Genomic DNA, 21,351 nt, shown 5'->3' with positions numbered 1-21,351 from the left:
CCTGTGGCGCGATCTGCTCCGGTGCGGCACGGTGAGGACAGAGCCGACGCCGACCGAACCGAGGAGCCCCATGGTCACCATCGCCCAGAACATCGTGGACAACCTGGCTGCCAACGGTGTGCAGCGCATCTACGGCATCGCCGGGGACTCCCTGAACGGGATCACCGAGGCGATGCGCACCTCCGAGATGGACTGGATCACGGTCCGGCACGAGGAGGCCGGGGCGTTGGCCGCCGCCGCCGAGGCCGCCACGACCGGTGAGTTGGCGGTGTGCGCCGGATCGGCCGGACCGGGGAACCTGCACCTGGTGAACGGGTTGTACGACGCCCAGCGCTCGCGCGTGCCGGTGCTGGCGCTGGCCGCACACATCCCCAGCAGTGAGATCGGCTCGGGCTACTTCCAGGAGACCACCCCCACCGACTTGTTCGCTGAGTGCAGCGTGTGGACCGAGACGGTCACCAGCACCGAGCAGATGCCCCGGGCGTTACGGATCGCGATGCAGGAGGCGGTCTCGCGCCGGGGCGTGGCGGTGCTGGTGATCCCCGGGGACGTGGCCCTGCTCGAGGCCGCGGACGAGGCGATCACCAAGGTGCAGCACGCCCGGCCCCGGGTCCTGCCCACCGAGGACGACCTGGGCCGGGCGGTACATCTGCTGAACAACTGCGACAAGGTGACGATCCTGGCCGGCGCCGGTACCGCCGGCGCGCACGCGGAGGTGCTCGCCCTGGCCGACACCCTCGCCGCGCCGATCGTGCACGCGATGCGCGGTAAGGAACACATCGCCTGGGACAACCCCTTCGACGTCGGTATGACCGGACTGCTCGGGTTCGCCTCGGGGTACCGCGCGATGGCGGAGGCGGACACGCTTCTCATGCTCGGCACCGACCTGCCCTACCAGCAGTTCTATCCAGAGGACGCCACCATCATCCAGGTCGACATCCGGGGGGAGCAGCTGGGCCGGCGGACCCGACTGGATCTGGGCCTGGTGGGCGACGTGGGTGAGACGGCCCGCGCCCTGCTCCCGCTGCTGCGGTCCAAGGACCGGCGCCACCTGGAGTCCTCGGTCAAGCATTACCAGCGCACCCGCGAGCGCCTGGACGATCTGGCGACGCCGACCCGCGGCCGCAGGGCGATCCGGCCGCAGTACCTGACCCGGCTGCTCGATGAACAGGCCTCCGAGGACGCGGTGTTCATTCCCGACGTCGGCTCCCCGGTGGTCTGGGCGGCGCGGTACCTGAGCATGAACGGGCGGCGGCGGTTGATCGGCTCCTTCACGCACGGCACCATGGCCAACGCGCTGTCACAGGCAATCGGGGTTCAGTTCGCCCATCCCGATCGCCAGGTGGTGGCGATGGCCGGTGACGGTGGCCTGGCGATGCTGCTGGGTGAGCTCCTCACCGTGGCCCAGCACCGGTTGCCGGTGAAGATCGTGGTGTTCAACAACTCCTCGCTGAACTTCATCGATCTGGAGATGAAGGCGGCCGGCTTCCCGCCGTTCGGCACCGAGCTGATGAACCCGGACTTCGCGGTGGTGGCCGAATCGATGGGCATCCGGGGGTTCCGGGTGGAGAAGTCCGCCGATCTGTCCGGTGCCATCGATGAGGCCTTCGCCCATGACGGCCCGGCGTTGCTGGATGTGGTCACCGAACCCAACGAACTGACGATGCCACCGGCGGTGACCGCTGAGCAGGTCAAGGGCTTCACCCTGTACATGATCCGCACGGTGATGTCCGGTCGCGGTGATGAGTTGATCGACCTGGCCCGGGCAAACCTGCGCCAGGTGTTCTGAGGCCATGCGCGCCGCGGCAGCGGCCACGCCGCGCTTTCGCTGTGCTCAGGCCAGCGGCAGGTCCCCGTGGCCGAGCACGAACTGGTCGTGTCGCTGCAGGAGTTGCCGCTCCTGCGCTGACGGCGCTGTGCGGCCCGCGCGCAGGAGCCGGCAGACGGCGTAGTGGCCGGTGCGCTCCCGGTACCGGTCCAGCCACTGGGCGGCCGTGCCGGCCGCGCGCTCATCGAGCCAGGGCCAGCGCGGTTTGAGGGCCCGCATGCCGCACCGCCACGGTTTGGGAGTCAGCCGAGCGCGGTAGTTGCCGTGCACAGTGCACAACCGGACGTAGATCGGGTCGGACGCGAGGGCGGTGAGGATCTCGCCGGCCTCGGCCGAATCCGGTGCCGCGTGCACGCCGGTGATGAGCACCCGGAAGCCCGCGGCGGTCCGGTAGACGTACACCCCCAGGTGCGGCCGGACCCGGGCGAACTCCTCGATCCGCGCCAGCACCGGGTTGTCCTCCGGTCCGGCCGGCTGGTCCCGCTTGCCACGGCCGAAGAGCCGGCCGAGGGCGCTCAGCAGCCCGGGCGAGGCCTGCGCGGCCGGATCGTCGACGTCGGCGATCAGGATCCGATCGGTGTTGAGGATGGCGGCGCCGTAGGCATTGCGCGTGATCACCCCGATCAGGTCGCCGCCTGCGTCGCGGATCTCCTCAAGCACCTCCTCCCGCAAGGGCGTGCGCGGGTAGTAACCACCGCCGAGCGGCCGGCCCGTCCGGATCTTCTGCAGCACCTCCCCCAGTCGGCGGGGCGGCGACCACGGCGGCATGGCTGGGCGAGGTGACCGACCACCCCCACAGGCGCAGCACGTAGGTCTTGCCCGCGGGGTCCTGGACCCGGTCCTCCGCCGGGCTCCAGTACTTCGGCAACGGTTCCATGCCAGGCATCCTGGCACGGCTGCTGCGCCACATCGCCGATCACCGCACGCCACTCAGGGTGGGCCGGGCCCAGCGCGTCGTCGGGCGATACCCGGCCGCCGGGTCTGCCAGGTACCTCCGCCCCTTGCGCACCGCGGGTAATAGGCGCACTCTGTGCAGTAGGACGGGGACTGACCCGGAGGTGCGTCATGTCGCAGGAGCGGAAGCGATCGCATTTCGGAGCGGGTCCCATCGGAGCCCTGGCCCTGTTCGTGGGTCTGGCGGTGCTGTCGGTCGACTTCCTCGGACCGAGCGCCCAACCGGTGATGGCGGAGCCGGAGACGAAGATCACCTATCCTGACGGTTCCTCGGCCACCAGGGCCGACGCCTCGGGCTTCGACACCTGTGCGGCGCCGCCCCTGTCCACCCTCCGGGCCTGGCGCCAGAGTTCCCCGTACCGCGTGGTGAACATCTACTTCGGCGGCCGCAACCGTGGCTGCGACCAGCCCAACCTCACCAGGGCGTGGGTGCGGGACGCCCACGCGATGGGCTGGCGACTGCTGCCCACCTACATGGGTGACCAACCCAGTTGCATGCACGGTGACAAGCCCTACCGTTACACCGCCTCGAACGCGACCTCGCGCGGCAACGCCGACGCCAAGGATGCGCTGGCCCGGGCACGGTCGCTCGGTCTGCTTCCGGGCAGCGCGCTGTACGCCGATGTCGAGCACTACAACCGCGCCGACGCCTCCTGCCGTACTGCCGTGCGCAGGTACGTGTCGGCGTGGACCAAGACCCTGCACGCCTCGGGCTACCTTGCCGGTGTCTACGTACACCAGGACTCCGGCCTGCGGGACCTGGCGGCCAGTTACACCTCCTCGACCTACGCGCGGTCCCGATGCGGTCTGGATAGCCCGGTGGGACGGCAACTCCTCGCTGACCGGGTGGCCGACGGCGTCCAACTCCCAGTGGGCGGTGTGGCAGCGGGCCAAGCAGTACCGCGGTGACCACAACGAGACCTGGGGCGGGGTGCGGCTCAACATCGACAATGACCGCGTCCGGGGACCGGTGGCCACCGTGGCTCGGACATACCGGGTCACCAGCACCACCCCGCTCAACGCCCGCACCGGACCGAGCACGTCTTCTTCGGTGGTGCGCACCTACAACCCCGGTGCGACCCTGTCGGTGGTGTGCCAGGGCAGTGGGAGCAGGGTGGGCACCACCTCGGTGTGGAACCGGCTGACGTCCGGGGCGTGGGTCAGCGATCGGTGGGTCTCGACCGCCTCCAACACCGGCTTCACCTCCGCGCTGCCCAGGTGCATGTACCCGGGCCAGGTCACTACGGCCTCACTGAACGCTCGCACCGGCCCGGGTGTCACCTACCGGACGACCGGCAGCCCGCTGCCCCGTGGTGCCTTGGCCTACGTGACCTGCCAGAGGGCGGGCTCCCGGGTAGGCACCACCACGGTGTGGAACCGGCTGCGGGACGGCCGGTGGGTGAGCGACTACTACGTCTCGAACCGGTCGAACACCGGTTACAGCGCTCCCATCCCCCGGTGCCCGTAGTGGTCCGTGGCAGTCCGTCCTCCTCGACCGTCCGTACTCCCATACATGGCCAGCGCGAGCAGGTCCTGCGTCACGTGCGCGTGAGCGGGGCGGAAGGCGTACTGGCACGCCAGTCGTAGCAGGAGGAGACGGCGATAGGCGGTGGCCCGGTCCAGTTCCGCGGGGGCCGGGTCCCAATGCTCGACGACGGTGGTCCAGAAGTCCGTGGCCCAGTCGGCAGGCCAGTGGCCCAGCAGGCGCCGCAGGTCGGTGTGCGCCCACACGTTGGCGGCATCCAGCGCCCCCTCCCCGACCGCGACGGTATCCCAGTCCAGCACACACCCACCGAGGCGGTGGCGTCATCGAGTGCCGGGCCGGTGGGTGTCCGGCCGGTGGGTGTCCGGCTGATGAGGACCTGTCCGTCATGCAGGTCGCCGTGGATGATTCCGGTGCCGGTCGCGGGCCTGCGGTCCAGGTGATCGGCGATGAGTTCCAGCCCAGCCGGGAGCCGGGGGTGGACCCGGGGAAGGTGTTGCCGCACGCGCTCGATCCACACCCCGACCCAGGCCAGTTCGGCCGCCGCGTCGCGCACCGGGAGGTCCCCGGGGACCGGGGCCCGAGCCAGGTGGCGCAACAGATGGCCCAGACCAGCGGCCCCGGCGCGGACCATCGCAGCGGCTTGTTCGGTGCCGAGCAGGGCGCGCAGGCTCTCGCCGGGCAGGGCGGAGGTGACCACCACGCCGCCACCCTCCCGGTGCTCCACCACCCCCGGGGCGGCGAAGCCTGGCAGGCCACCGAGCACATGCACCCCCAACCGGGCGCTACGCACGACCGCGGCGGTGCGCCCGGCCCGGAACACCCGCGCGTAGGTTCCCGCGCCCGACGCCTGGTCCGGTGCTCCGGCACCGGCAACCACCTCGGGGCCACCCGGCAGGTAGACCACCGCGCGCCGCTCCGGACGGTGCACCAACAGGTGCGACCCCGGCTCGGTCAGCAGGTGCGGCAGCGCCTGCAGTCGCCGATCCGCGCCGCGAGCCTGCACCAGGACCGTGCCGACGGTCGCGCCACGCCCATCCAGAGCCGGCGCGAGCACCACGTCGCCGCCGGCCCGGGCCCTGCCCGAGGTGGCGGCCATGACGCGGCGCCGGTCGCCGTCGTCCTCGATCATCTGCCCGGCCAGCAACTCCCCCGCCGGGCCGAGCAGTTCCAGGCTCACCCGCCCCGCGCCCCGTGGCCAGATTCGGCTCACCGAGAGGTCGCCGCTGATCCCCAACCCCTCAGCGTCTGGGTGCGTCGGTCTCACCAACTCCGGCAGCATGCGCTCCTCGGCCCCTCCTCAGGTCCGCGGTCCTGAGGATTCGGCCTCATCGACCCGGATCGGCTCGCGTGCGGCGACTGTCGATGCGATCACGCCCCGTGGGGTGGCACCGCTTCAGGTCGTGCCATTTCGTATCCCGGGCTGCGATCAGCCGACCGAGCGGGCCGCCTCGATCGGCACGCTCGGCAGGTGCTTGGCCGGCAGCGTCTTGGGACGCCAGTCCGCGCGCTCGGCCTCGAACGCGGCGATGTCATCCTCGCGCTCCATGGTCAGGCCGATGTCATCGAGCCCCTCCATCAGGCGCCAGCGGGTGTATTCATCGATGGCGAAGGACGCCACGATGTCGCCACAGATCACGGTGCGTTGCTCCAGGTCCACCGTGATCTCCAGGCCGGGCTGGGCCTCGAGGGCCTTCCAGATCAGTTCGATGTCCTCCTGGGCGACCTCGGCGGCCAGCAGGCCCTGCTTGCCGGAGTTGCCGCGGAAGATGTCGGCGAACCTGGCCGCCAGCACCACCCGGAAGCCGTAGTCTTTCAGCGCCCACACCGCGTGCTCGCGGGAGGAGCCGGTGCCGAAGTCCGGACCGGCCACCAGCACGGAGCCGGAGCGGTAGACCTCGTGGTTGAGCACGAACTCGGGGTCATTGCGCCACGCGGCGAACAAGGCGTCCTCGAATCCCGTGCGGGTCACGCGCTTGAGGTAGACCGCCGGGATGATCTGGTCGGTGTCGATGTTGCTGCGCCGCAGGGGAACACCGATCCCGATGTGCGTCGTGAACTTCTCCATCGTTCTCCCTCTCAGACGTGCATCAACGCGTTGGGGTCCAACGGCGCCAGTGGGGTGCCGTCGAAACTGGTCAGATCCACCTCGGTATCCCACTCCAGGTCGGCCACCGCAGACAGGGTGCCGCGTACCGCGGTCGCCGCGGCCACGAGCGGGGAGACCAGATGGGTGCGCCCACCCTTGCCCTGGCGGCCCTCGAAGTTGCGGTTGGAGGTGGAGGCCGCCCGCTCACCGGGGGCGAGCTGGTCGGGGTTCATGCCCAGGCACATCGAGCAACCGGCGTTGCGCCACTCGGCTCCGAAGTCGGTGAAGATCTGATCCAGACCCTCGGCCTCGGCCTGCAGCCGGACGCGGGCCGAGGCAGGGACGACCAGGACGCGCACGTCGTCGGCCTTCTTGCGGCCCTTGACCACCTTGGCCACCGAGCGCAGGTCCTCGATCCGGCCGTTGGTGCACGAGCCGATGAACACCGTGTCCACCGGGATTTCCCGCAGCGGGCGACCGGGCACCAGGTCCATGTACTCGATCGCCCGCTCGGCGGCGGTGCGCTCGTTGTCCTCGGCGATCTCCTCCGGCACCGGCACCGACGCGGACAGTGGCAGACCCTGGCCCGGGTTGGTGCCCCAGGTCACGAACGGCTCCAGATCCGCTGCCTCGAGCACCACCTCGGCGTCGAAAGTCGCGTCGTCATCGCTGCGCAGCGTCTTCCAGTACTCCACCGCGGCGTCCCAGTCCGCACCCTCGGGGGCGTGCGGGCGGCCCTTGAGGTAGGCGAACGTGGTCTCATCCGGGGCGATCATGCCCGCCCGTGCGCCGGCCTCGATCGACATGTTGCAGACCGTCATCCGCGCTTCCATGGACAGGTTGCGGATCGCCTCACCGCGGTACTCCAGCACGTAGCCCTGACCGCCGCCGGTGCCGATCTTGGCGATGATCGCCAGGATGATGTCCTTGGACGTGGTGCCCGGGGGAAGTTCGCCGTTGACGGTGATCGACATCGTCTTGAACGGCGTCAGTGGCAGGGTCTGGGTGGCCAGCACGTGCTCCACCTCGGAGGTACCGATGCCGAAGGCCAGCGCCCCGAAGGCACCGTGGGTGGAGGTGTGGGAGTCACCGCAGACCACCGTCATGCCCGGCTGGGTCAGACCGAGCTGGGGCCCCACGGCGTGCACGATGCCCTGATCGGCATCGCCCAGGGAGTGCAGCCGGATCCCGAACTCCTCGGCGTTGTTGCGCAGCGTCTGGATCTGGGGGTGCGCGAGGTGGGGTCGGCGATCGGCAGGTCGATGTCGAGGGTGGGGGTGTTGTGGTCCTCGGTCGCCAGGGTCAGGTCCGGGCGCCGTACCTGACGCCCGGCCAGGCGCAGGCCCTCGAACGCCTGCGGGCTGGTCACCTCGTGCACCAGGTGCAGGTCGATGTAGAGCAGGTCCGGTGCCCCTGCATCGCCGCGGCGCACCACATGGTCACGCCAGACCTTCTCAGCCAGAGTTCCGGCCATCGCCATCACCTTCCACTTCTTCCAGCGGGCGGTTCCGCCCGGTTCACCACAGGATCCTCGCCCTGCCGCGCAGCGGGACTTGCGTCTCACGTCCCGAGACGGCAGTATCGTCCTATGGACAACTCTAGCGGAGTCGGCGTGCTGGATAAAGCCGCCACCGTGCTCGGTGCCCTGGAGGCCGGGCCCGCCACCCTGGCGCAACTGGTCGCTTCCACCCATCTGGCCCGCCCCACCGCGCACCGCCTGGCGGTCGCCCTGGAGCACCACCGGCTGGTGGCGCGGGACATGCAGGGCCGCTTCATCCTGGGCCCCCGGTTGGCCGAACTGGCCTCGGCCGCGGGCGAGGACCGGCTGCTCGCCGCAGCCGGATCGGTGCTGACCGCCCTACGTGACCACAGCGGCGAGAGCGCGCAACTGTTCCGCCGCCAGGGTGATCAACGCATCTGCGTGGCCGCGGCGGAGAAGCAGATGGGGTTGCGCGACTCCATCCCGGTGGGGGCCACGCTGACGATGGAGGCCGGCTCGGCCGCCCAGGTCCTGCTGGCCTGGGAGGAACCGGATCGGTTGCACCGAGGTCTGCACGGCGCCAAGTTCACCGCCACGGTGCTCTCCGGGGTCCGACGACGTGGCTGGGCACAGTCGGTTGCCGAACGTGACGCCGGGGTCGCCTCGGTCTCCGCGCCGGTGCGCGGACCGTCGGGCCGGGTGATCGCCGCGGTGTCCATCTCCGGGCCGGTGGAGCGGATGACGCGCATGCCCGGCCGGCTGCACGCCAACGCGGTGATGGCAGCCGCAAACCGCCTCACCGACGTGCTGCGCTCCACCCCGGAGGACTGAACCGTGGCGGGCGGGATCGCCGCTACGGCCTCCTGAGGTCCGAACTCAGCCGCGCTTCGAGCGGGGATGCTCGATCCGGGTGGTGTCGAACAACTCGGCCACGGCATCCTTGATGGGCTGCTGACCGCCGACGACCTCCAGCACCATCCCGGCGGTGGCCGGGCTGTCCAGCAACGCGACGATCACTGCGGCCACATCGGCACGGGATACCTCGCCCCGGGCCACCGCGGACCCAAGTTCCACCAGGCCGGTGGCCTCATTGTTGGTCAGCATGCCCGGACGCAGGATGGTCCAGTCCAGATCCATCGCCTGGACCGCCTCCTCCGCGGCGCCCTTGGCGCGCAGGTAGGCGGCGAAGACCTCCTCCACGTCCGGTCCGGGGTCCCTCGTGGCCCGCATCGCCGAGATCAGCACGTGCCGGCGCACGCCGGCCCGGACGGCGGCCCTGGCGAACAACTCCGCCCCGGCCCGGTCCATCGTGTCCTTGCGGGCCGCCCCGCTCCCGGGGCCCGCCCCGGCGGCGAAAACCGCAGCATCGGCGCCGGCGAGAGCGTCGGCCACCAAGGCCTCATCGGTCTGCTCCAGGTCCAGCACCTGCGCCTGCGCCTGCGCGCCGATTCTCTCCAGGTCGCCGACATGATCGGGATTGCGAACCAGGCCAACTGGCGCATCACCGCGCTCGACGAGGCGGCGCAGTAGATGCATGGCGATCTGTCCGTGCCCTCCTGCAATGACTACTCGCATGTTCGCCACCGTAGGCACACCGGGCGCCGGGCGCTCGTTGAACCACCCCGGAGCCTCGGTCTCGCCGAGATCTCCGGGGTGGTCCCCTCACACGTGATCAAGCCAGATCACGCACGATCAACTGCGGTTCAGCCCCCCACCACACTGTCGGACAGTTCGGCGTAGGCCGATTCGGCGGCCTCCTCCGGAGTGGACTGGCCGAAGACCACCTCAAGACCGATCCGCTGGATCAGTTCCTGGGCCACGCTGCCGCCCTCGGGCGGGATCGGCGGCGGGGAGTCCACGACGTCGGCGATGTCATCGATGTACTCCGACACCCGCACGTCGGCCTCGGTGAGGTCATCAAGCATCGCCTCACGCACCGTCAGATTCGGCGCGATGCCCCGCTCGGCGAGGACGATCGGAGCCGCCTCCTCGCTGTTGAGCATGAAATCCAGGAACGCGGCAGCCTCCTCCTGATGCGGGCTGGTCTCGGCGATGGAGAAGAACATCGAGGCCTTGTAGTACGTCCCGCTGGGTGAGTCCCCGGCGTTGGAACTGGGCCGCAGCGCGATCTCGATATCGGTCCCGGAGGCGTCCTCCACCGCGGCCAACTGGTTACTCCACCAGAAGCTCATCGCACTCTGCCCGGTGCCGAACAGGGACTGGTCCAAGGGTGCCGAGATGTCATCGGCCTGGGTCGCCGGGTCCGGTGCTGCGCCGCTCTCGGTGAGTTCCTCGATGTAGGCGTAGTACTCGGCCAGGTCGGCGGCCTCGAACCCGAGCCCGCCGTCGTCAGTGAACAGACTGAGCCCGCGCTGGTTGAGCCACGCCTCGGCAGCGTGGTCGGAGATGATCGGAGACGTGCCGTACCCGACTCCCGAGTCACTGATCTGCTGGCCGATCTCGAGGTAGTCGTCCCACGTCCAGGTGGTGTCATCGGGCAGGTCCACGCCGGCCTCCTCGAACACCGCCGGGTTGAGCAGGGCGACCTGGGCGTTGATCCCCGCGACCGCAGCGAACAGCCCGTCGGGCGTGCGCCCGTTGTCCACCGTGCCCTCATCCCATTCGCTGAAGTCGATCGGGAGGTTCTCCAGATCGGCCAGGCTTCCACGGGCGGCGTACTCGGACAGGAACTGCAGGTCCATCTGGATGATGTCGGGCATGTCCCCGCCGGCGGTCATCGTGGCCAAGCGGTCCCAGTAGGCCGACCAGTCGGCGTACTCAGCCTGAACCGTGACACCGGGGTTCTCGGCCTCATAGGCCTGGATGGCCTCCTCGGTGATCCGGTGCCGCAGGTCCGAGCCCCACCAGTACATCCGCAGTTCGACGTCCTCACCGGAGGTTTCCTCACCGTCGGCCGCACCGTCCTCGGCGCCACTGTCCGGTTCCGGTTCATCCGAGGGCGCATCCTGGGCGCACCCTGCCACGACCAACCCGGCCCCGAGCACGAGCGCGGTGGCAAGCCGTAGCCGTCGTCTGCTTCTCACTGCTGTCATGACTCCATCGTCCTCTCGAAGGTCACGCTTTCATGCGGGCTGGGCGTGGCGCCGGGGTCGGTCGAGACCCAAGCCGCCGGAGCGCCCCACGTCACTGCTTCTGTTGCACCACGGGGTGTGTGGTGCTCCGCAGCATAAGCGGCTATGCACACACGCGGTAACGCTTTCGCAATCTGTGTCCGGATCGTGATGCACGGGACCGGCTGCGCGGACACCTCGAGGTGGGGGATGCGTTGACGTCGCTTTAGTTGATGCCGTCGAGGAACTCTGCGACCAGCGGACCGGAGGTGGCCGCCCCGTACTCCCCGTCCTCGACGAAGGCCGCCACGGCCAGGTCGCCCTGGATGGCGATTACCCAGGTACGGATGGCTTCGTCGCTGCCGTGCTCGGCGGTGCCGCTCTTGGCCACCACCGGAGGGCCGTCGACATCGGCGAGCATCGGCGTGGTGCCATCGACGACGACGGCGCGCATCGCCTGGCGCAGCACAGCGGCTTCCTCATGAGTCAGCGGGGAGATCTCGGTGGCCTGGGCACCCTCGCCGCCGTCGGTTCCGTCACCGTCGTCGCCGGGAACCCCGGTGGCTCCGTCCTCCTCGGACTCCCCGGCCGCTCCGTCGTCGTCGCCGGTGGCACCGGCCTGGTCCCCGGTGGCGCCGTCGTCGTCCCCGGTGGTGCCGTCCTCGTCGTCAGCACCGCCGTCGTCGCCGTCGGTACTCGAATCCTGGGTGTCGCCCCCTTCGGGAACGTCATCGCCCTCGGCACCCTCAGCAGGGTCGGCGGTGAGGTCGGCAAGGTTGCGGATCAGGGTGGGACGCACCGTCTGCCCGGCGGACAAGGACGCGGCGACCACCGCCATGCCCATCGGGGAAGCGAGCACCTGGCCCTGACCCATCATGGCCGCCGCGTGGTTGGTGGCTCCCACCTCCTGTGACACCGAACCCAGGAACAGCGGATACCCGAACTCCCCGGAGTCCAGCAGTCCCAGCGCCGTGGCGGCCGAGGCGAGATCGGCCGGACCGATCCGGTCGTGCTGGGCCAGGAACGTGGTGTTGCACGAGTGCGCGATCGCCTCGGTCACGGTGATGTCACCGAGCATCTCGTCCGGATAGCCCGGGTTGTTGGAGAACGTGCGCCCGTCCACCGTGAGCGTCTCGGGGCACTGCACGGTGTCCTCCAGTTCCATCCCCTCGCGCGCAGCATGGCCAGAGCGGTGACCATCTTGAAGGTCGAGCCGGGGGCGTACTGGCCCAGGGTCGCGGTGGACCAGCCCTGCGATCCCGGGCCGCTGGCCACCGCCAGGACGTGGCCGTCGGAGGGCCGCAGCGCCACCAGGGCACTGGCCGGCTCCACCTCGGCGAGGATCTTCTCGGCCAGGACCTGCATGTCGGCGTCCAGGGTGGTCTCAAGATCGATGCCGTCGCCCGCGTCGAAGGTGAACACCTGCGTGGGCTCGGCGCCCTCGGGCTGCCCGTCGCCGGCGGCTTCGGCGCCTGTTCCCCCGCCATCGGTCTCGCCACCGGCGCCGTCGTCGTCCTCGCCGGCACCCTCGCCGTCATCGGCACCCTCGCCGGCGTCGGAGACCGGGGCGCCGTCGACGACGGAGATGGCCACGGCAGGTCTGCCGCGCAGGACCTCCTCGTACTGGGCCTGCAGGCCGGACAGTCCGATGATGTCACCGGCCTCGATGCTTCCCTCGGAGTTCTCGATGATCTCGGCGGTGGCCTCCCCCACCCGGCCCAGCACCGGGCGGGCGAAGGACTCGGTGGGGCCCTGGATGCGTACCCCGGAGACGAAGTGCACTCCGTCCAGGGCGCGCAGGGTGTCCAGGTCCAGGCCCTCAGGGTTGTCCTGGGGGATCACCACCGCGTCCACGAACGCCCGCGGGCCGTAGGCCAGGACCCGGTCGGCGTAGGCCTGCGGGTTGGAGAAGTCCAGTTCCTCGGCCAGTGCCAGCGCGGCGTCGGCCCAGTCGTCGGACTCGATGAACGTCTTGTCGATCCCGATCCGGAAGACCGGTCGCTCCGCCACCAGGATCTCCCCGTCACCATCGAGAATGGCACCCCGGTCGGCATCGGTTCGCTCGACCACGAACACCCCGTTCTCACCGAGTTCACGGGCGATCAGGTCCCGGGACCAGGTGGCGTGCCAGGTCTCGGAGTCCTCGGCGGACAAGTGCACCGAGATCGGGTAGGACCGGTCTGCTCCGAGCCGGGCATGCTCCAGTGCCAGCGCATCGCCGCATCGGCGGCCAGGCCCTCATCCTCCTCGTACGGGCTGGAGACCCAACTGACCTCCACCTCCCGGTCGATGCCCTCCATCTGCGCAAGGGCCGCATCGACGTCAGCCTGGGCGATCTCGCGCTCCTCGGCGCCCATCGGGGCCTCGGAGAAGTCCCCGCCGGCCATCGCCTCGGCCAGCGCCTCGGCGGCGGTCAACTCCGGGGCAGGGGCGTCGGCGTCGGCGTCCTCGCCGTCGGTCGGAGACGAGCAACCGGCCAGGAAGAGCCCGACGGCGGTCAGGGTGGCCACGAGAACCGATGCCGTTCTCCTGGGGTGCTGCTGGACCATCACTGCGTCCTCCTCCCGACCGCACAGTGCTCGCGGGCAGGCGCCGGCGAAACCATGATCCGAGGGTAGCCCGGTGCCGGCGCGGGTTTGCGGGGCACGCGCCGGAGTGGGTCACAGCCGTACCCCGCTGGGACTCCGGCAGGAGCGCCGTGAATCATCGGAGGCATGGACGCCGTCGGCCCCGAGCCGGCCACAAAGCAGAGAACCCCCGGCTTTCGCCAGGGGTTCTCGCGTGTAGCCCCGACCGGATTCGAACCGGCGTTACCGCCTTGAGAGGGCGGCGTCCTAGGCCACTAGACGACGGGGCCGAGCAGCCCGACGATCATACCGGAGCACACGGGGTGCTCTGCACATCGTCGGCGCTGGGGTACCAGGACTCGAACCTAGACTAACTGAACCAGAATCAGTCGTGCTGCCGATTACACCATACCCCAAGGGGGTATGACGTCAGAGTGTCCCGCGCGCACCGAAACAACCCCGGACGTCCTACCAGCCGGTAACTCTACCCGAGCCCGGTGGCCGCGCCCAAACCCGTGGGGGTGGGAGATCTCACATGCCCGACGGCGACTGCGTCCTGGAGCCTGTCGGCGGCGTGCGCAGGTGCTCGGGCAGCCGGGATGGGTCAGGATGGGCGAATGAATCAGATCGCCCGTCACCTGATGATCCGCGGCCACGTTCAGGGCGTGGTGTACCGCCAGAACTGCCGGCGCCGGGCCGAACAACTCGGTGTGGACGGATGGGTGCGAAACACCCCGGACGGCAACGTCGAGGCACACGTGCAGGGTCCGGCCGAGGCCGTGCAGACGTTGATCGACTGGGCCCACGAGGGACCCCGGCACGCCCAGGTGACCGAGGTGGAGACGCAGGAGGCCGAGGCCCAGAACCTGCATGGATTCGAGGTGCGCTGACCGACCGAGCAGCGCCCTGCCCGGGCGGCAAGTGCCGGACGAGCCACGAACCGAGTGCATCGGCCCGGACGCGTCCAGCCGGTCGTGGACCGCGCTCGCTCTGCGTCCGGGTTCCTGCGGTCAGGGTTCCAGCAACACCGTGAGTTCGGACAGGCCGGAGATCACCTCGATGCCCTCCGCGCGTGCCGCCTCGGGATCCTCGGCGAAGGCTCCCCCACGCCGTCGACCGGGGCGGTCCAACCACACTCCACGCAGGCCCGCGGCGCGGGCGGCACGAGCGTCGAGGTCCAGTTCGTCGCCGACGTAGACCGTGGCGGCCGCGTCGGTGCCGAGCAGCCGGCAGGCCTCGGTGAAGACCCGCGGGTCGGGCTTTCCCACACCGAAGGTGTCCAGGGTGACCAGCAGGGGCACGTCATCGGCCAGGCCGCACCGACGCAGTTTCTGCTCCTGCGTCGCCCGCTGCGCGTTGGTCACCGCGCCGACGGCCAGGCCACGGCCGGACACCTCGCGCACGCAGGCCAGGGCGTCGTCGAACGGGCGCCAGGCCGCCGCGAAGGCCTCGTTGTAGCGGGCATCCCACCGCGCGAACAGGTCATCATCGTCGTGCAAGGGCGGACCGCCGAATGCCTCGTGAAGCTCGGCGGCACGCGCCCGGCGCTGCTCGGTGTGCGTGATCTCGCCGCGGGTGAAGCGCCGGTAGTAGCCGCGGGCGTCGGCACGCCACAGGGCCAGCATCTCGGCGTGCTCCTCAACACCGACGTGGGGCAGGTACTCCTGTGCGACGGCCTCGATCGCCGCCGCGAACGCCCCGGCGGTGTCCACCAGGGTGTCATCGACGTCGAACAGCACGGCCTCGACGCCGGGTCGGTCTGCTGCAGCCACCGCAGGCTCCCGGTCTCCCCGGCTTCCCCGGTCTCCCCGGTCTCCCTGGTCTCCCCGGTCTCCCTGGTCTGGCCGGTCTCCCTGGTCTCCCCGGTCTGGGTCACCCGCCCGGAACGACCCAACACCCGCGGCACCGAACGCGGGATCCGCGCGCACGCCGTCGGGCCTGCTAGTCATCCAGGTCGGCGCGCAGGGAGCGCAACCGCGCGAGCGACTCATCCTTGCCGAGGATCTCCATGGACTCGAACAGCGGCGGGGAGACCCGCCGGCCGGACAACGCCACCCGCAACGGGGTGAAGGCGAACCGCGGCTTGATCCCCATGCCCTCCACGATCGCCTCGCGCAGGAGGTGCTGGGTGTGGCCGGCACCGAAGTCCTGGCTCGGCTCCAGCGCGGCGACGGCAGCATCGAGCACGTCAGCGGCCTCGGGACGCAAGGCGTTGATCGCATCCTCCTCCCGGGGCAGGTCGGCGTGCGTGCGGAAGAGGAACCCGAGCATCCCCACCGACTCCCCCAGCAGCACCATGCGCTCCTGGATCAGCGGAACAGCCTGGGTGAGCAGGTGCTGTTCAGCCTCGTCGAGGCCATCCCAGGTCTCCGCGCCGACCAAGCCGGCCTCGTGCAGGTAGGGCACCACCCGGGCGCCGAGCTCGGTCACGTCGAGCAACCGCAGGTGGGAGGCGTTGATGGCCTCGGCCTTCTTCACATCGAACCGCGCCGGGTTGGGGTTGACGTCGGCGATGTCGAACGCGGTCACCAGTTCCTCGCGGGTGAAGATGTCCCGGTCCGGTGCGATCGACCAGCCCAGCAGGGCCAGGTAGTTCAGCAACCCCTCGGGCAGGAAGCCCCGCTCACGATGGGTGAACAGGTTGGACTCGGGATCGCGTTTGGACAGTTTGCGGTTGCCCTCACCGCGCACCAGCGGCATGTGCCCGAACGCCGGCACCGCCTGCGCCAGCCCCAGGTCGATCAGCGCCCGCCACAGCACCACCTGGCGCGGGGTGGAGGAGAGCAGGTCCTCACCGCGCAACACGTGGGTGATGCCCATCAGGGCGTCGTCGAGGGGGTTGACCAGGGTGTACAACGGCTGACCGTTGCCGCGCACGATCACGAAGTCCGGGACCGAGCCGGCCGCGAAGGTGATCTGCCCGCGAATGAGGTCGTCCACCACGATGTCGGTTTCGGGCATCCGGATCCGCAGCACCGGGGTGCGGCCGGCGTCGCGGTAGGACTGCTTCTGCTCCTCGGTCAGGTCGCGGTCGAATCCGTCATAGCCGAGTTTGGGGTCCCGCCCGGCCGCCCGGTGGCGCTCCTCGATCTCCTCCGCGGTGGAGAAGGACTCATAGGCGTGCCCGGCGGCAAGCAGTTGGGCGGCAACGTCGGAGTAGATGTCCATCCGCTGCGACTGCCGGTAGGGCCCGTGCGGTCCGCCGACCTCCACGCCCTCATCCCAATCCAGGCCCAGCCAGCCCAAGGCGTCGAGCAGCTGGCGGTAGGACTCCTCGCTGTCCCGGGCGGCGTCGGTGTCCTCGATCCGGAACACGATCCTGCCGCCGTGGTGGCGGGCGTAGGCCCAGTTGAACAGGGCGGTGCGGATCAGGCCGACGTGCGGGGTGCCGGTGGGTGAGGGGCAGAACCGCACACGCACATCGGCGCCGGTTGCGAAGTCTGGGGTAGCCATGATCCCCCACCCTATCGAGCAACTCGCCCCGCCTAGATCCTCATCTCAGCGCCCAGATCGGACGCCTCGTGACGACACCGGCAGCACGCCGGCGACGTCCACAGGCGAGGTGGCAGGACCGCGACTAGCGCCGCATCACCGGGTTTGCCAGGGTCCCGATGCCCTCGACCTCCACCTCCACGCGCTGACCGGCCTCGATCGGGCCGACCCCCGCGGGGGTTCCGGTGAGCAGGACGTCGCCGGGCAGCAGGGTGAACAGCGAGGAGGCGTAGGCAATCAGCTCCGGCACCTTGTGCACCATCTGGGCGGTGGAGCCGTCCTGCCGCAACTCACCGTCCACCCGGGCCTGCACCCGCAGGTCTGCCACGTCCAGGTCCATCGTGATGACCGGGCCGAGGGGGCAGGAGGTATCGAACATCTTGCCCCGGGTCCAGGTCTTGTCCTCGGACTGCACATCGCGCGCGGTGACGTCGTTGGCCACCGTGTAGCCGAAGATCACATCGCCTGCGCGCTCGGCCGGCACGTCCTTGCAGATCCGGGAGATGACGACGGCGAGCTCGGCCTCGTGATGCACCTCGCTGGAGTAGGACGGCAGCAGGATCGGGTCATCTGGTCCGATAACCGCGGTGTTCGGCTTGAGGAACACCAGCGGCCGCTGCGGCACCTCGTTGCCCAGTTCGGCGGCGTGCTCGGCGTAGTTGCGCCCGATCCCCACCACCTTCGACCGGGGGATCACCGGGGCGAGCAGCCGTACCGAGTCGATCGGCACCCGCTGGCCAGTGGGGTCGATCGGGGTGTACAGCGGGTCGCCGGAGAGCACCACCAGGTCGTTGTCGTCGACCACGCCATAGCGCGGGTCATCACCGAGGGCGAACCGTGCGATCTGCATGATCCTCACCCTACTGCCACCGCCCGCGCCCCTCACCAGCCCGTATGCGGCCACACGACCCGCCGGTTCCGTGGGATCGCCGGGCTCACGGGCGCATGCCCGGTCTCGCCGCGCCATGCGCAGTCGGTACCGTGGGCGGATGCAGACGAGAGCGCGCACGCGCATCGTAGGGGTCGACACCGCCCGCGGGCTGGCGGTGCTGGGCATGTTCGTGGCGCACCTGGGGATGGAGCGCCACAGCGAGATCTGGACCACCACCGGCTGGTTCTCCCTGGGCGATGGGCGGCCCTCGGCGCTGTTCGCGATGCTGGCCGGGATCGGACTGGTCTTCATGACCCGCCGCGCCCAGGACGACCCGGCCAGGTTCGCCTTCCAGCGCGGTCGGATCCTGCGCCGGGCCCTGATCCTGTACCTCCTCGGCTACGGCCTGGTGTTCCTGGGCACCCCGGTGGCGGTGATCCTGCCCGCCTACGCGGTGTTGTTCGTCGTGGCTGTGCCGTTCCTACGAATGAGCGCCGTGGCGGTGCTCGGGTGCGCCGGCATCGTGCTAGCGATCGGACCGCAGGTCCTGGTCCTGACCCGGCACGCCTTCCACGGTGAAGCCGGCCCGGTGCACGAACTGGCGCTGCTGCCCGGCTTGGCCGAGGTGTGGTCCGGCTACTACCCGGCGATCACCTGGTTGGCCTACATCCTGGTGGGCGTAGCGGTGGGCAAGGCCGACCTGCGCTCCCCGAGGGTGGCTACCGCCCTCCTTGGTATCGGGTCCGTGGTGGCCGCGCTGGGCTACGGCGCCGGAGCGTTCGCCGAAGGCGCTCTGGTCGGACGGGAGGGCACGATCGCCTTCGACCTGATCACCATCGAGCCGCATGCCAACTCGACCCCGGAGATGCTGGGCAACGCAGGCTTCGCCGTGGCCCTGCTGGGCCTCTGCCTGCTCGCGATGTCCCTGGCACCGCTGCGCGTGATCGCCGCTCCCCTGAACGCCGTCGGGGCGATGTCGCTGACGATCTACAGCCTGCACATCGTCTATATCGCCATCCTCGGCACCGACGCGGTCTGGTACCCGGTCTCGAACTGGCCGCTGATCTGGTTGGTGCTGGCCAGCCTGGCATTCGCCATCATCTGGCAGAAGACCTTGGGCCAAGGACCGCTGGAACGCCTGCTCGCCCGATTGATGGGTTCCCGCCGCCCCCCGGCGTCCGGACCGGGACCCACGCCCCCCGGATCGCACCATCAGGTTTCGCCGCAGTACCCGGCACCGGGGCAGCACCACGTTCCCCCTCCACCAGGGTCCGCCCAGTACCAGCCGCCGCAACGGCCCAGAGCATCGACGACGCCACCACCTGCCCCTGGCCCCCACTACCAACCCCCGCAGGCAGCGCCGGTGCAGCACCCGCCCAACCAGCAGCCCTACTATCCTGCGAGCCCCGACCCGCAGACCCCAGCAACACACCAGGTCCCCGTGCAGCACCAGGGTCCACCGCCATACCCACCGGCCGCACCGGCACCGCCATACCCACCGGCCGCACCGGCGCCGCCACCGCAACCCCGGGCCTAGCCGCACCGGGCAGGCCTGGGACCCAGCCGCGGGCGGCCGGGTGCGGGGCGGGGTAGTCAGGTGTGCCAGGTGACCCCGGCGGACGTCACGGTGGCCGTGACATCGTTCGCGTGCACATAGGTGTGGTGGCGCCCGCAGAGGAGCGCGCCGTTGTCCATGTCGGTCGGGCCGCCATCGGCCCAATGCCGGACGTGGTGAGCATCGCACCATTGCGGAGGAATCGTGCAACCCGGGTACGAGCAATGCTTGTCACGATGCCACAGCGCCCGATGCTGTCCAGGGGTGAACAACCTCTTGTCGTGCCCCATCTCGAGGATCTGACCCTCGGTGCCGAGCACGGCCGGAATGATGGAACCATCGCAGGCCAGCCGTCGCACCGTCGTCGGGGAGAGCACTTGTCCGGTCATGGTGATACCCGCACCATCGACGCACTCGGTCAGCGCGGTGAGCGGAATCGTCACCATCACCTGCGCCTTGGTGGTCTGCGAGACGCCCTCCGGAGCGGAGACACCGCGCCGGACGATCGTCAGGAGCGCGTCGGCTCGCCGTTGGGCGGGCGTTCGCGGATCGGCGGCGCCGTCGTCGTCCTTCTCGGGTGCCGACAACGCAGAGATCGCCGCATCCACAACGGCCGCGCCTTCGGGCTCGACGACGAGTCGGTACTCCGTCAGGTCCTCACCCACCGGGAGGGAGTGCAGGGAGCGGAAGGGTTCGCCCACGCCGTTCGGACTCCTCCTTCTCCCGGGCAGGTTTGATGATCTTGCGCGAGGTCCCCAGGACTACGCGCAGCTGTCGGTCGGTCCAGCCGTGCTTGCGGATCACCGACTCCGGATCCCGGTCGATCCCCAACGCATCCCGGGCCAGCCCACGTGGGCCGAAAGTGTCGGTGGCGCCCTGATTGATCGTCGTCATCGCCGCGGCCAGCGCGTCCGGGGGTGAGTGCGGAGCCACCTCGTCGTGGAACTGCACGATCGCCGCCGCCCGCGAGGGGCCCAACTCCGCCCGATCGAATGCGGCCAGCGTGCCGCGCAGGGGCGCGTCCTGCCTTGCCTGCCCGCCGTCCTGCTCGGCCCGCCCGTCGTCCTGCTCGGCCCGCCCGTCGTCGGCGGCGCCGCCCTGCGCTGGATCAAGCTGGGCGACGGCGCCACCCTCCTCCACGGCGCCACCCTCCTCCTGGGCGCCACCTGGCCCCGTGCCCAACCCGGGCCCACCGTTCAGCGTCCGGACCGCCTCGGCCAGTCGCACGGTCATCAGGGCGTGCCCCACCGGGGGCATCGGCGCTTGCCGACCTTGAGCCTGGGTCAGGTAATCCACTGGTGTCAGGCAGCGGTCGCGCGGAATCCCTCGGTCGATCACCTCAGCCGTGGCGCGCACCTCGGCCCGCGACAACTGGTGCCGTACCCGGCCCAGTGCACCCAACACCTCCACCAGGTCACCTTCGGGAACACGCCACCACTCCCCCTGGGCCAGCGCGTCCAGGGTCAGGGCCATCTGCGCCAGCAGCGACGGCGCTTGCGTCACCGTACCGACGTCGATGGTCTGGTCGTTGGCCATGGAACAACCGTACTAACGACCACCGACATTCGGTCGCCGAAGGGTCCCGGGCGACGGCAGGCGGTCTCACCCTGGAGGACCCCCGATGAGGCCGGTATCCTCGGTATCCTCGGTATCCTCAAGAAACCATGCACCTCAGCCAGAGCCGAGGAGGCGACCATGGCCAAGGATCGCAAGGCGAAGCGTGCTGAACGCCGGCGTGTGCGCGCCGCCCGCAGGATGTGGGACCAGGACCCGCGGAACCGGGCGCGGGAACGAGAACACCTGGCCGTCACGTGCGGGGAGCGGGTGTGGTCGCACCTGCGGAGTCAGGCGGCCCTCGGGCCCCGCGCGAACCTCAGTTCGCCGAACCCGCCCGGTGGGATCCTGATCGGGCGTTACTGACCACTGCGCCCTGCGACCACCGCCGGCGGCGTGACCAATCC

The 21,351-nt window shown here is 70.1% G+C and carries 18 protein-coding genes, 2 tRNA genes and 2 pseudogenes; 6 read left to right on the top strand and 16 right to left on the bottom strand.

What is annotated here, in order from left to right; all coding sequences use genetic code 11:
- The first annotated feature begins 70 nt into the window (after positions 1-70).
- Positions 71-1,789, top strand: coding sequence for a ubiquinone-dependent pyruvate dehydrogenase (gene poxB / locus ACRRRO_RS15530; protein ID WP_424795869.1), 1,719 nt, complete (start codon positions 71-73; stop codon positions 1,787-1,789).
- Between the two features lie 45 nt (positions 1,790-1,834).
- Here the strand turns inward: poxB and ACRRRO_RS15525 are convergent, their stop codons facing one another.
- Positions 1,835-2,560 (bottom strand): hypothetical protein, encoded by a 726-nt coding sequence (locus tag ACRRRO_RS15525; protein WP_434080546.1) that lies wholly within the window; start codon positions 2,558-2,560, stop codon positions 1,835-1,837.
- A gap of 333 nt (positions 2,561-2,893) precedes the next feature.
- On the opposite strand from ACRRRO_RS15525, the pseudogene ACRRRO_RS15520 reads away from it, so the two are divergent.
- Positions 2,894-4,250, top strand: a pseudogene (locus ACRRRO_RS15520) (glycoside hydrolase domain-containing protein).
- Between the two features lie 70 nt (positions 4,251-4,320).
- On the opposite strand, the gene ACRRRO_RS15515 reads toward ACRRRO_RS15520, so the two are convergent.
- The 3 genes and pseudogenes from ACRRRO_RS15515 to leuC all read right to left on the bottom strand — a co-directional run bounded on the left by ACRRRO_RS15515 (position 4,321) and on the right by leuC (position 7,828).
- On the bottom strand, positions 4,321-5,502 hold the full coding sequence (locus tag ACRRRO_RS15515) for a phosphotransferase (protein ID WP_434080545.1): 1,182 nt from the start codon (positions 5,500-5,502) through the stop codon (positions 4,321-4,323).
- Between the two features lie 192 nt (positions 5,503-5,694).
- Positions 5,695-6,333: a 3-isopropylmalate dehydratase small subunit gene (gene leuD / locus ACRRRO_RS15510; protein WP_424795865.1), complete on the bottom strand. Its 639-nt coding sequence runs from the start codon at positions 6,331-6,333 to the stop codon at positions 5,695-5,697.
- Between the two features lie 11 nt (positions 6,334-6,344).
- A pseudogene (leuC, locus tag ACRRRO_RS15505) lies at positions 6,345-7,828 on the bottom strand (3-isopropylmalate dehydratase large subunit).
- A 114-nt stretch (positions 7,829-7,942) separates the two neighbouring features.
- On the opposite strand from leuC, the gene ACRRRO_RS15500 reads away from it, so the two are divergent.
- On the top strand, positions 7,943-8,665 hold the full coding sequence (locus ACRRRO_RS15500) for an IclR family transcriptional regulator (protein WP_424788861.1): 723 nt from the start codon (positions 7,943-7,945) through the stop codon (positions 8,663-8,665).
- A gap of 45 nt (positions 8,666-8,710) precedes the next feature.
- Here the strand turns inward: ACRRRO_RS15500 and ACRRRO_RS15495 are convergent, their stop codons facing one another.
- The 7 genes from ACRRRO_RS15495 to ACRRRO_RS15465 all read right to left on the bottom strand — a co-directional run bounded on the left by ACRRRO_RS15495 (position 8,711) and on the right by ACRRRO_RS15465 (position 13,888).
- On the bottom strand, positions 8,711-9,409 hold the full coding sequence (locus ACRRRO_RS15495; protein ID WP_424795863.1) for an NAD(P)-binding oxidoreductase: 699 nt from the start codon (positions 9,407-9,409) through the stop codon (positions 8,711-8,713).
- A 128-nt stretch (positions 9,410-9,537) separates the two neighbouring features.
- A complete protein-coding gene (locus tag ACRRRO_RS15490) occupies positions 9,538-10,887 on the bottom strand; it encodes an ABC transporter substrate-binding protein (RefSeq protein WP_424795862.1) in 1,350 nt (449 codons plus the stop codon).
- 244 nt (positions 10,888-11,131) lie between these two features.
- The gene (locus ACRRRO_RS15485; RefSeq protein WP_434080544.1) at positions 11,132-12,070 is read right to left on the bottom strand and encodes a penicillin-binding transpeptidase domain-containing protein; all 939 of its coding nucleotides are present in this window, start codon (positions 12,068-12,070) and stop codon (positions 11,132-11,134) included.
- On the bottom strand, positions 11,962-13,065 hold the full coding sequence (locus tag ACRRRO_RS15480) for a penicillin-binding transpeptidase domain-containing protein (protein WP_434080543.1): 1,104 nt from the start codon (positions 13,063-13,065) through the stop codon (positions 11,962-11,964). Before ACRRRO_RS15480 ends, ACRRRO_RS15485 begins: the two co-directional genes overlap by 109 nt.
- The gene (locus ACRRRO_RS15475) at positions 13,008-13,454 is read right to left on the bottom strand and encodes a hypothetical protein (RefSeq protein WP_434080542.1); all 447 of its coding nucleotides are present in this window, start codon (positions 13,452-13,454) and stop codon (positions 13,008-13,010) included. The genes ACRRRO_RS15480 and ACRRRO_RS15475 overlap by 58 nt, the downstream gene beginning before the upstream one ends.
- A gap of 235 nt (positions 13,455-13,689) precedes the next feature.
- Positions 13,690-13,762 (bottom strand) — tRNA-Glu (locus ACRRRO_RS15470).
- A 54-nt stretch (positions 13,763-13,816) separates the two neighbouring features.
- Positions 13,817-13,888: transfer RNA gene (locus ACRRRO_RS15465), tRNA-Gln, on the bottom strand.
- Positions 13,889-14,089: 201 nt separating this feature from the next.
- Here ACRRRO_RS15465 and ACRRRO_RS15460 point away from each other — a divergent pair.
- Positions 14,090-14,362, top strand: a complete 273-nt coding sequence (locus ACRRRO_RS15460) for an acylphosphatase (protein ID WP_424795860.1) — start codon at positions 14,090-14,092, stop codon at positions 14,360-14,362.
- 120 nt (positions 14,363-14,482) lie between these two features.
- Here the strand turns inward: ACRRRO_RS15460 and ACRRRO_RS15455 are convergent, their stop codons facing one another.
- From ACRRRO_RS15455 to ACRRRO_RS15445, 3 genes are all read right to left on the bottom strand, one after another.
- Positions 14,483-15,244 carry an HAD family hydrolase gene (locus ACRRRO_RS15455; protein WP_424795859.1) on the bottom strand — a complete coding sequence of 254 codons (762 nt, stop codon included), beginning with the start codon at positions 15,242-15,244 and terminating at the stop codon, positions 14,483-14,485.
- Between the two features lie 169 nt (positions 15,245-15,413).
- Complete coding sequence (gltX, locus tag ACRRRO_RS15450; protein ID WP_424795858.1) at positions 15,414-16,925, bottom strand: glutamate--tRNA ligase; 1,512 nt, start codon at positions 16,923-16,925, stop codon at positions 15,414-15,416.
- Between the two features lie 124 nt (positions 16,926-17,049).
- Entirely contained in the window at positions 17,050-17,814 is a 765-nt protein-coding gene (locus tag ACRRRO_RS15445; protein ID WP_424788868.1) for a fumarylacetoacetate hydrolase family protein, read from the bottom strand.
- A 139-nt stretch (positions 17,815-17,953) separates the two neighbouring features.
- On the opposite strand from ACRRRO_RS15445, the gene ACRRRO_RS15440 reads away from it, so the two are divergent.
- The gene (locus ACRRRO_RS15440; protein WP_424795857.1) at positions 17,954-19,372 is read left to right on the top strand and encodes a heparan-alpha-glucosaminide N-acetyltransferase domain-containing protein; all 1,419 of its coding nucleotides are present in this window, start codon (positions 17,954-17,956) and stop codon (positions 19,370-19,372) included.
- 56 nt (positions 19,373-19,428) lie between these two features.
- Here ACRRRO_RS15440 and ACRRRO_RS15435 read toward each other — a convergent pair whose 3' ends face one another.
- On the bottom strand, positions 19,429-20,091 hold the full coding sequence (locus tag ACRRRO_RS15435; protein WP_434080541.1) for a DUF222 domain-containing protein: 663 nt from the start codon (positions 20,089-20,091) through the stop codon (positions 19,429-19,431).
- Entirely contained in the window at positions 20,048-20,926 is an 879-nt protein-coding gene (locus ACRRRO_RS15430) for a hypothetical protein (RefSeq protein WP_434080540.1), read from the bottom strand. The genes ACRRRO_RS15435 and ACRRRO_RS15430 overlap by 44 nt, the downstream gene beginning before the upstream one ends.
- A 159-nt stretch (positions 20,927-21,085) precedes the next feature.
- On the opposite strand from ACRRRO_RS15430, the gene ACRRRO_RS15425 reads away from it, so the two are divergent.
- Entirely contained in the window at positions 21,086-21,310 is a 225-nt protein-coding gene (locus ACRRRO_RS15425; protein ID WP_424795855.1) for a hypothetical protein, read from the top strand.
- Positions 21,311-21,351: the final 41 nt, after the last annotated feature.

The sequence above is a fragment of the Sanguibacter sp. Z1732 genome (assembly GCF_051020515.1).
Classification (GTDB): Bacteria; Actinomycetota; Actinomycetes; order Actinomycetales; family Beutenbergiaceae; genus CALKWS01.
The sequence above is the reverse complement of the archived record's forward strand: the minus strand, read 5'-3'. Positions and strand labels throughout refer to the sequence as shown.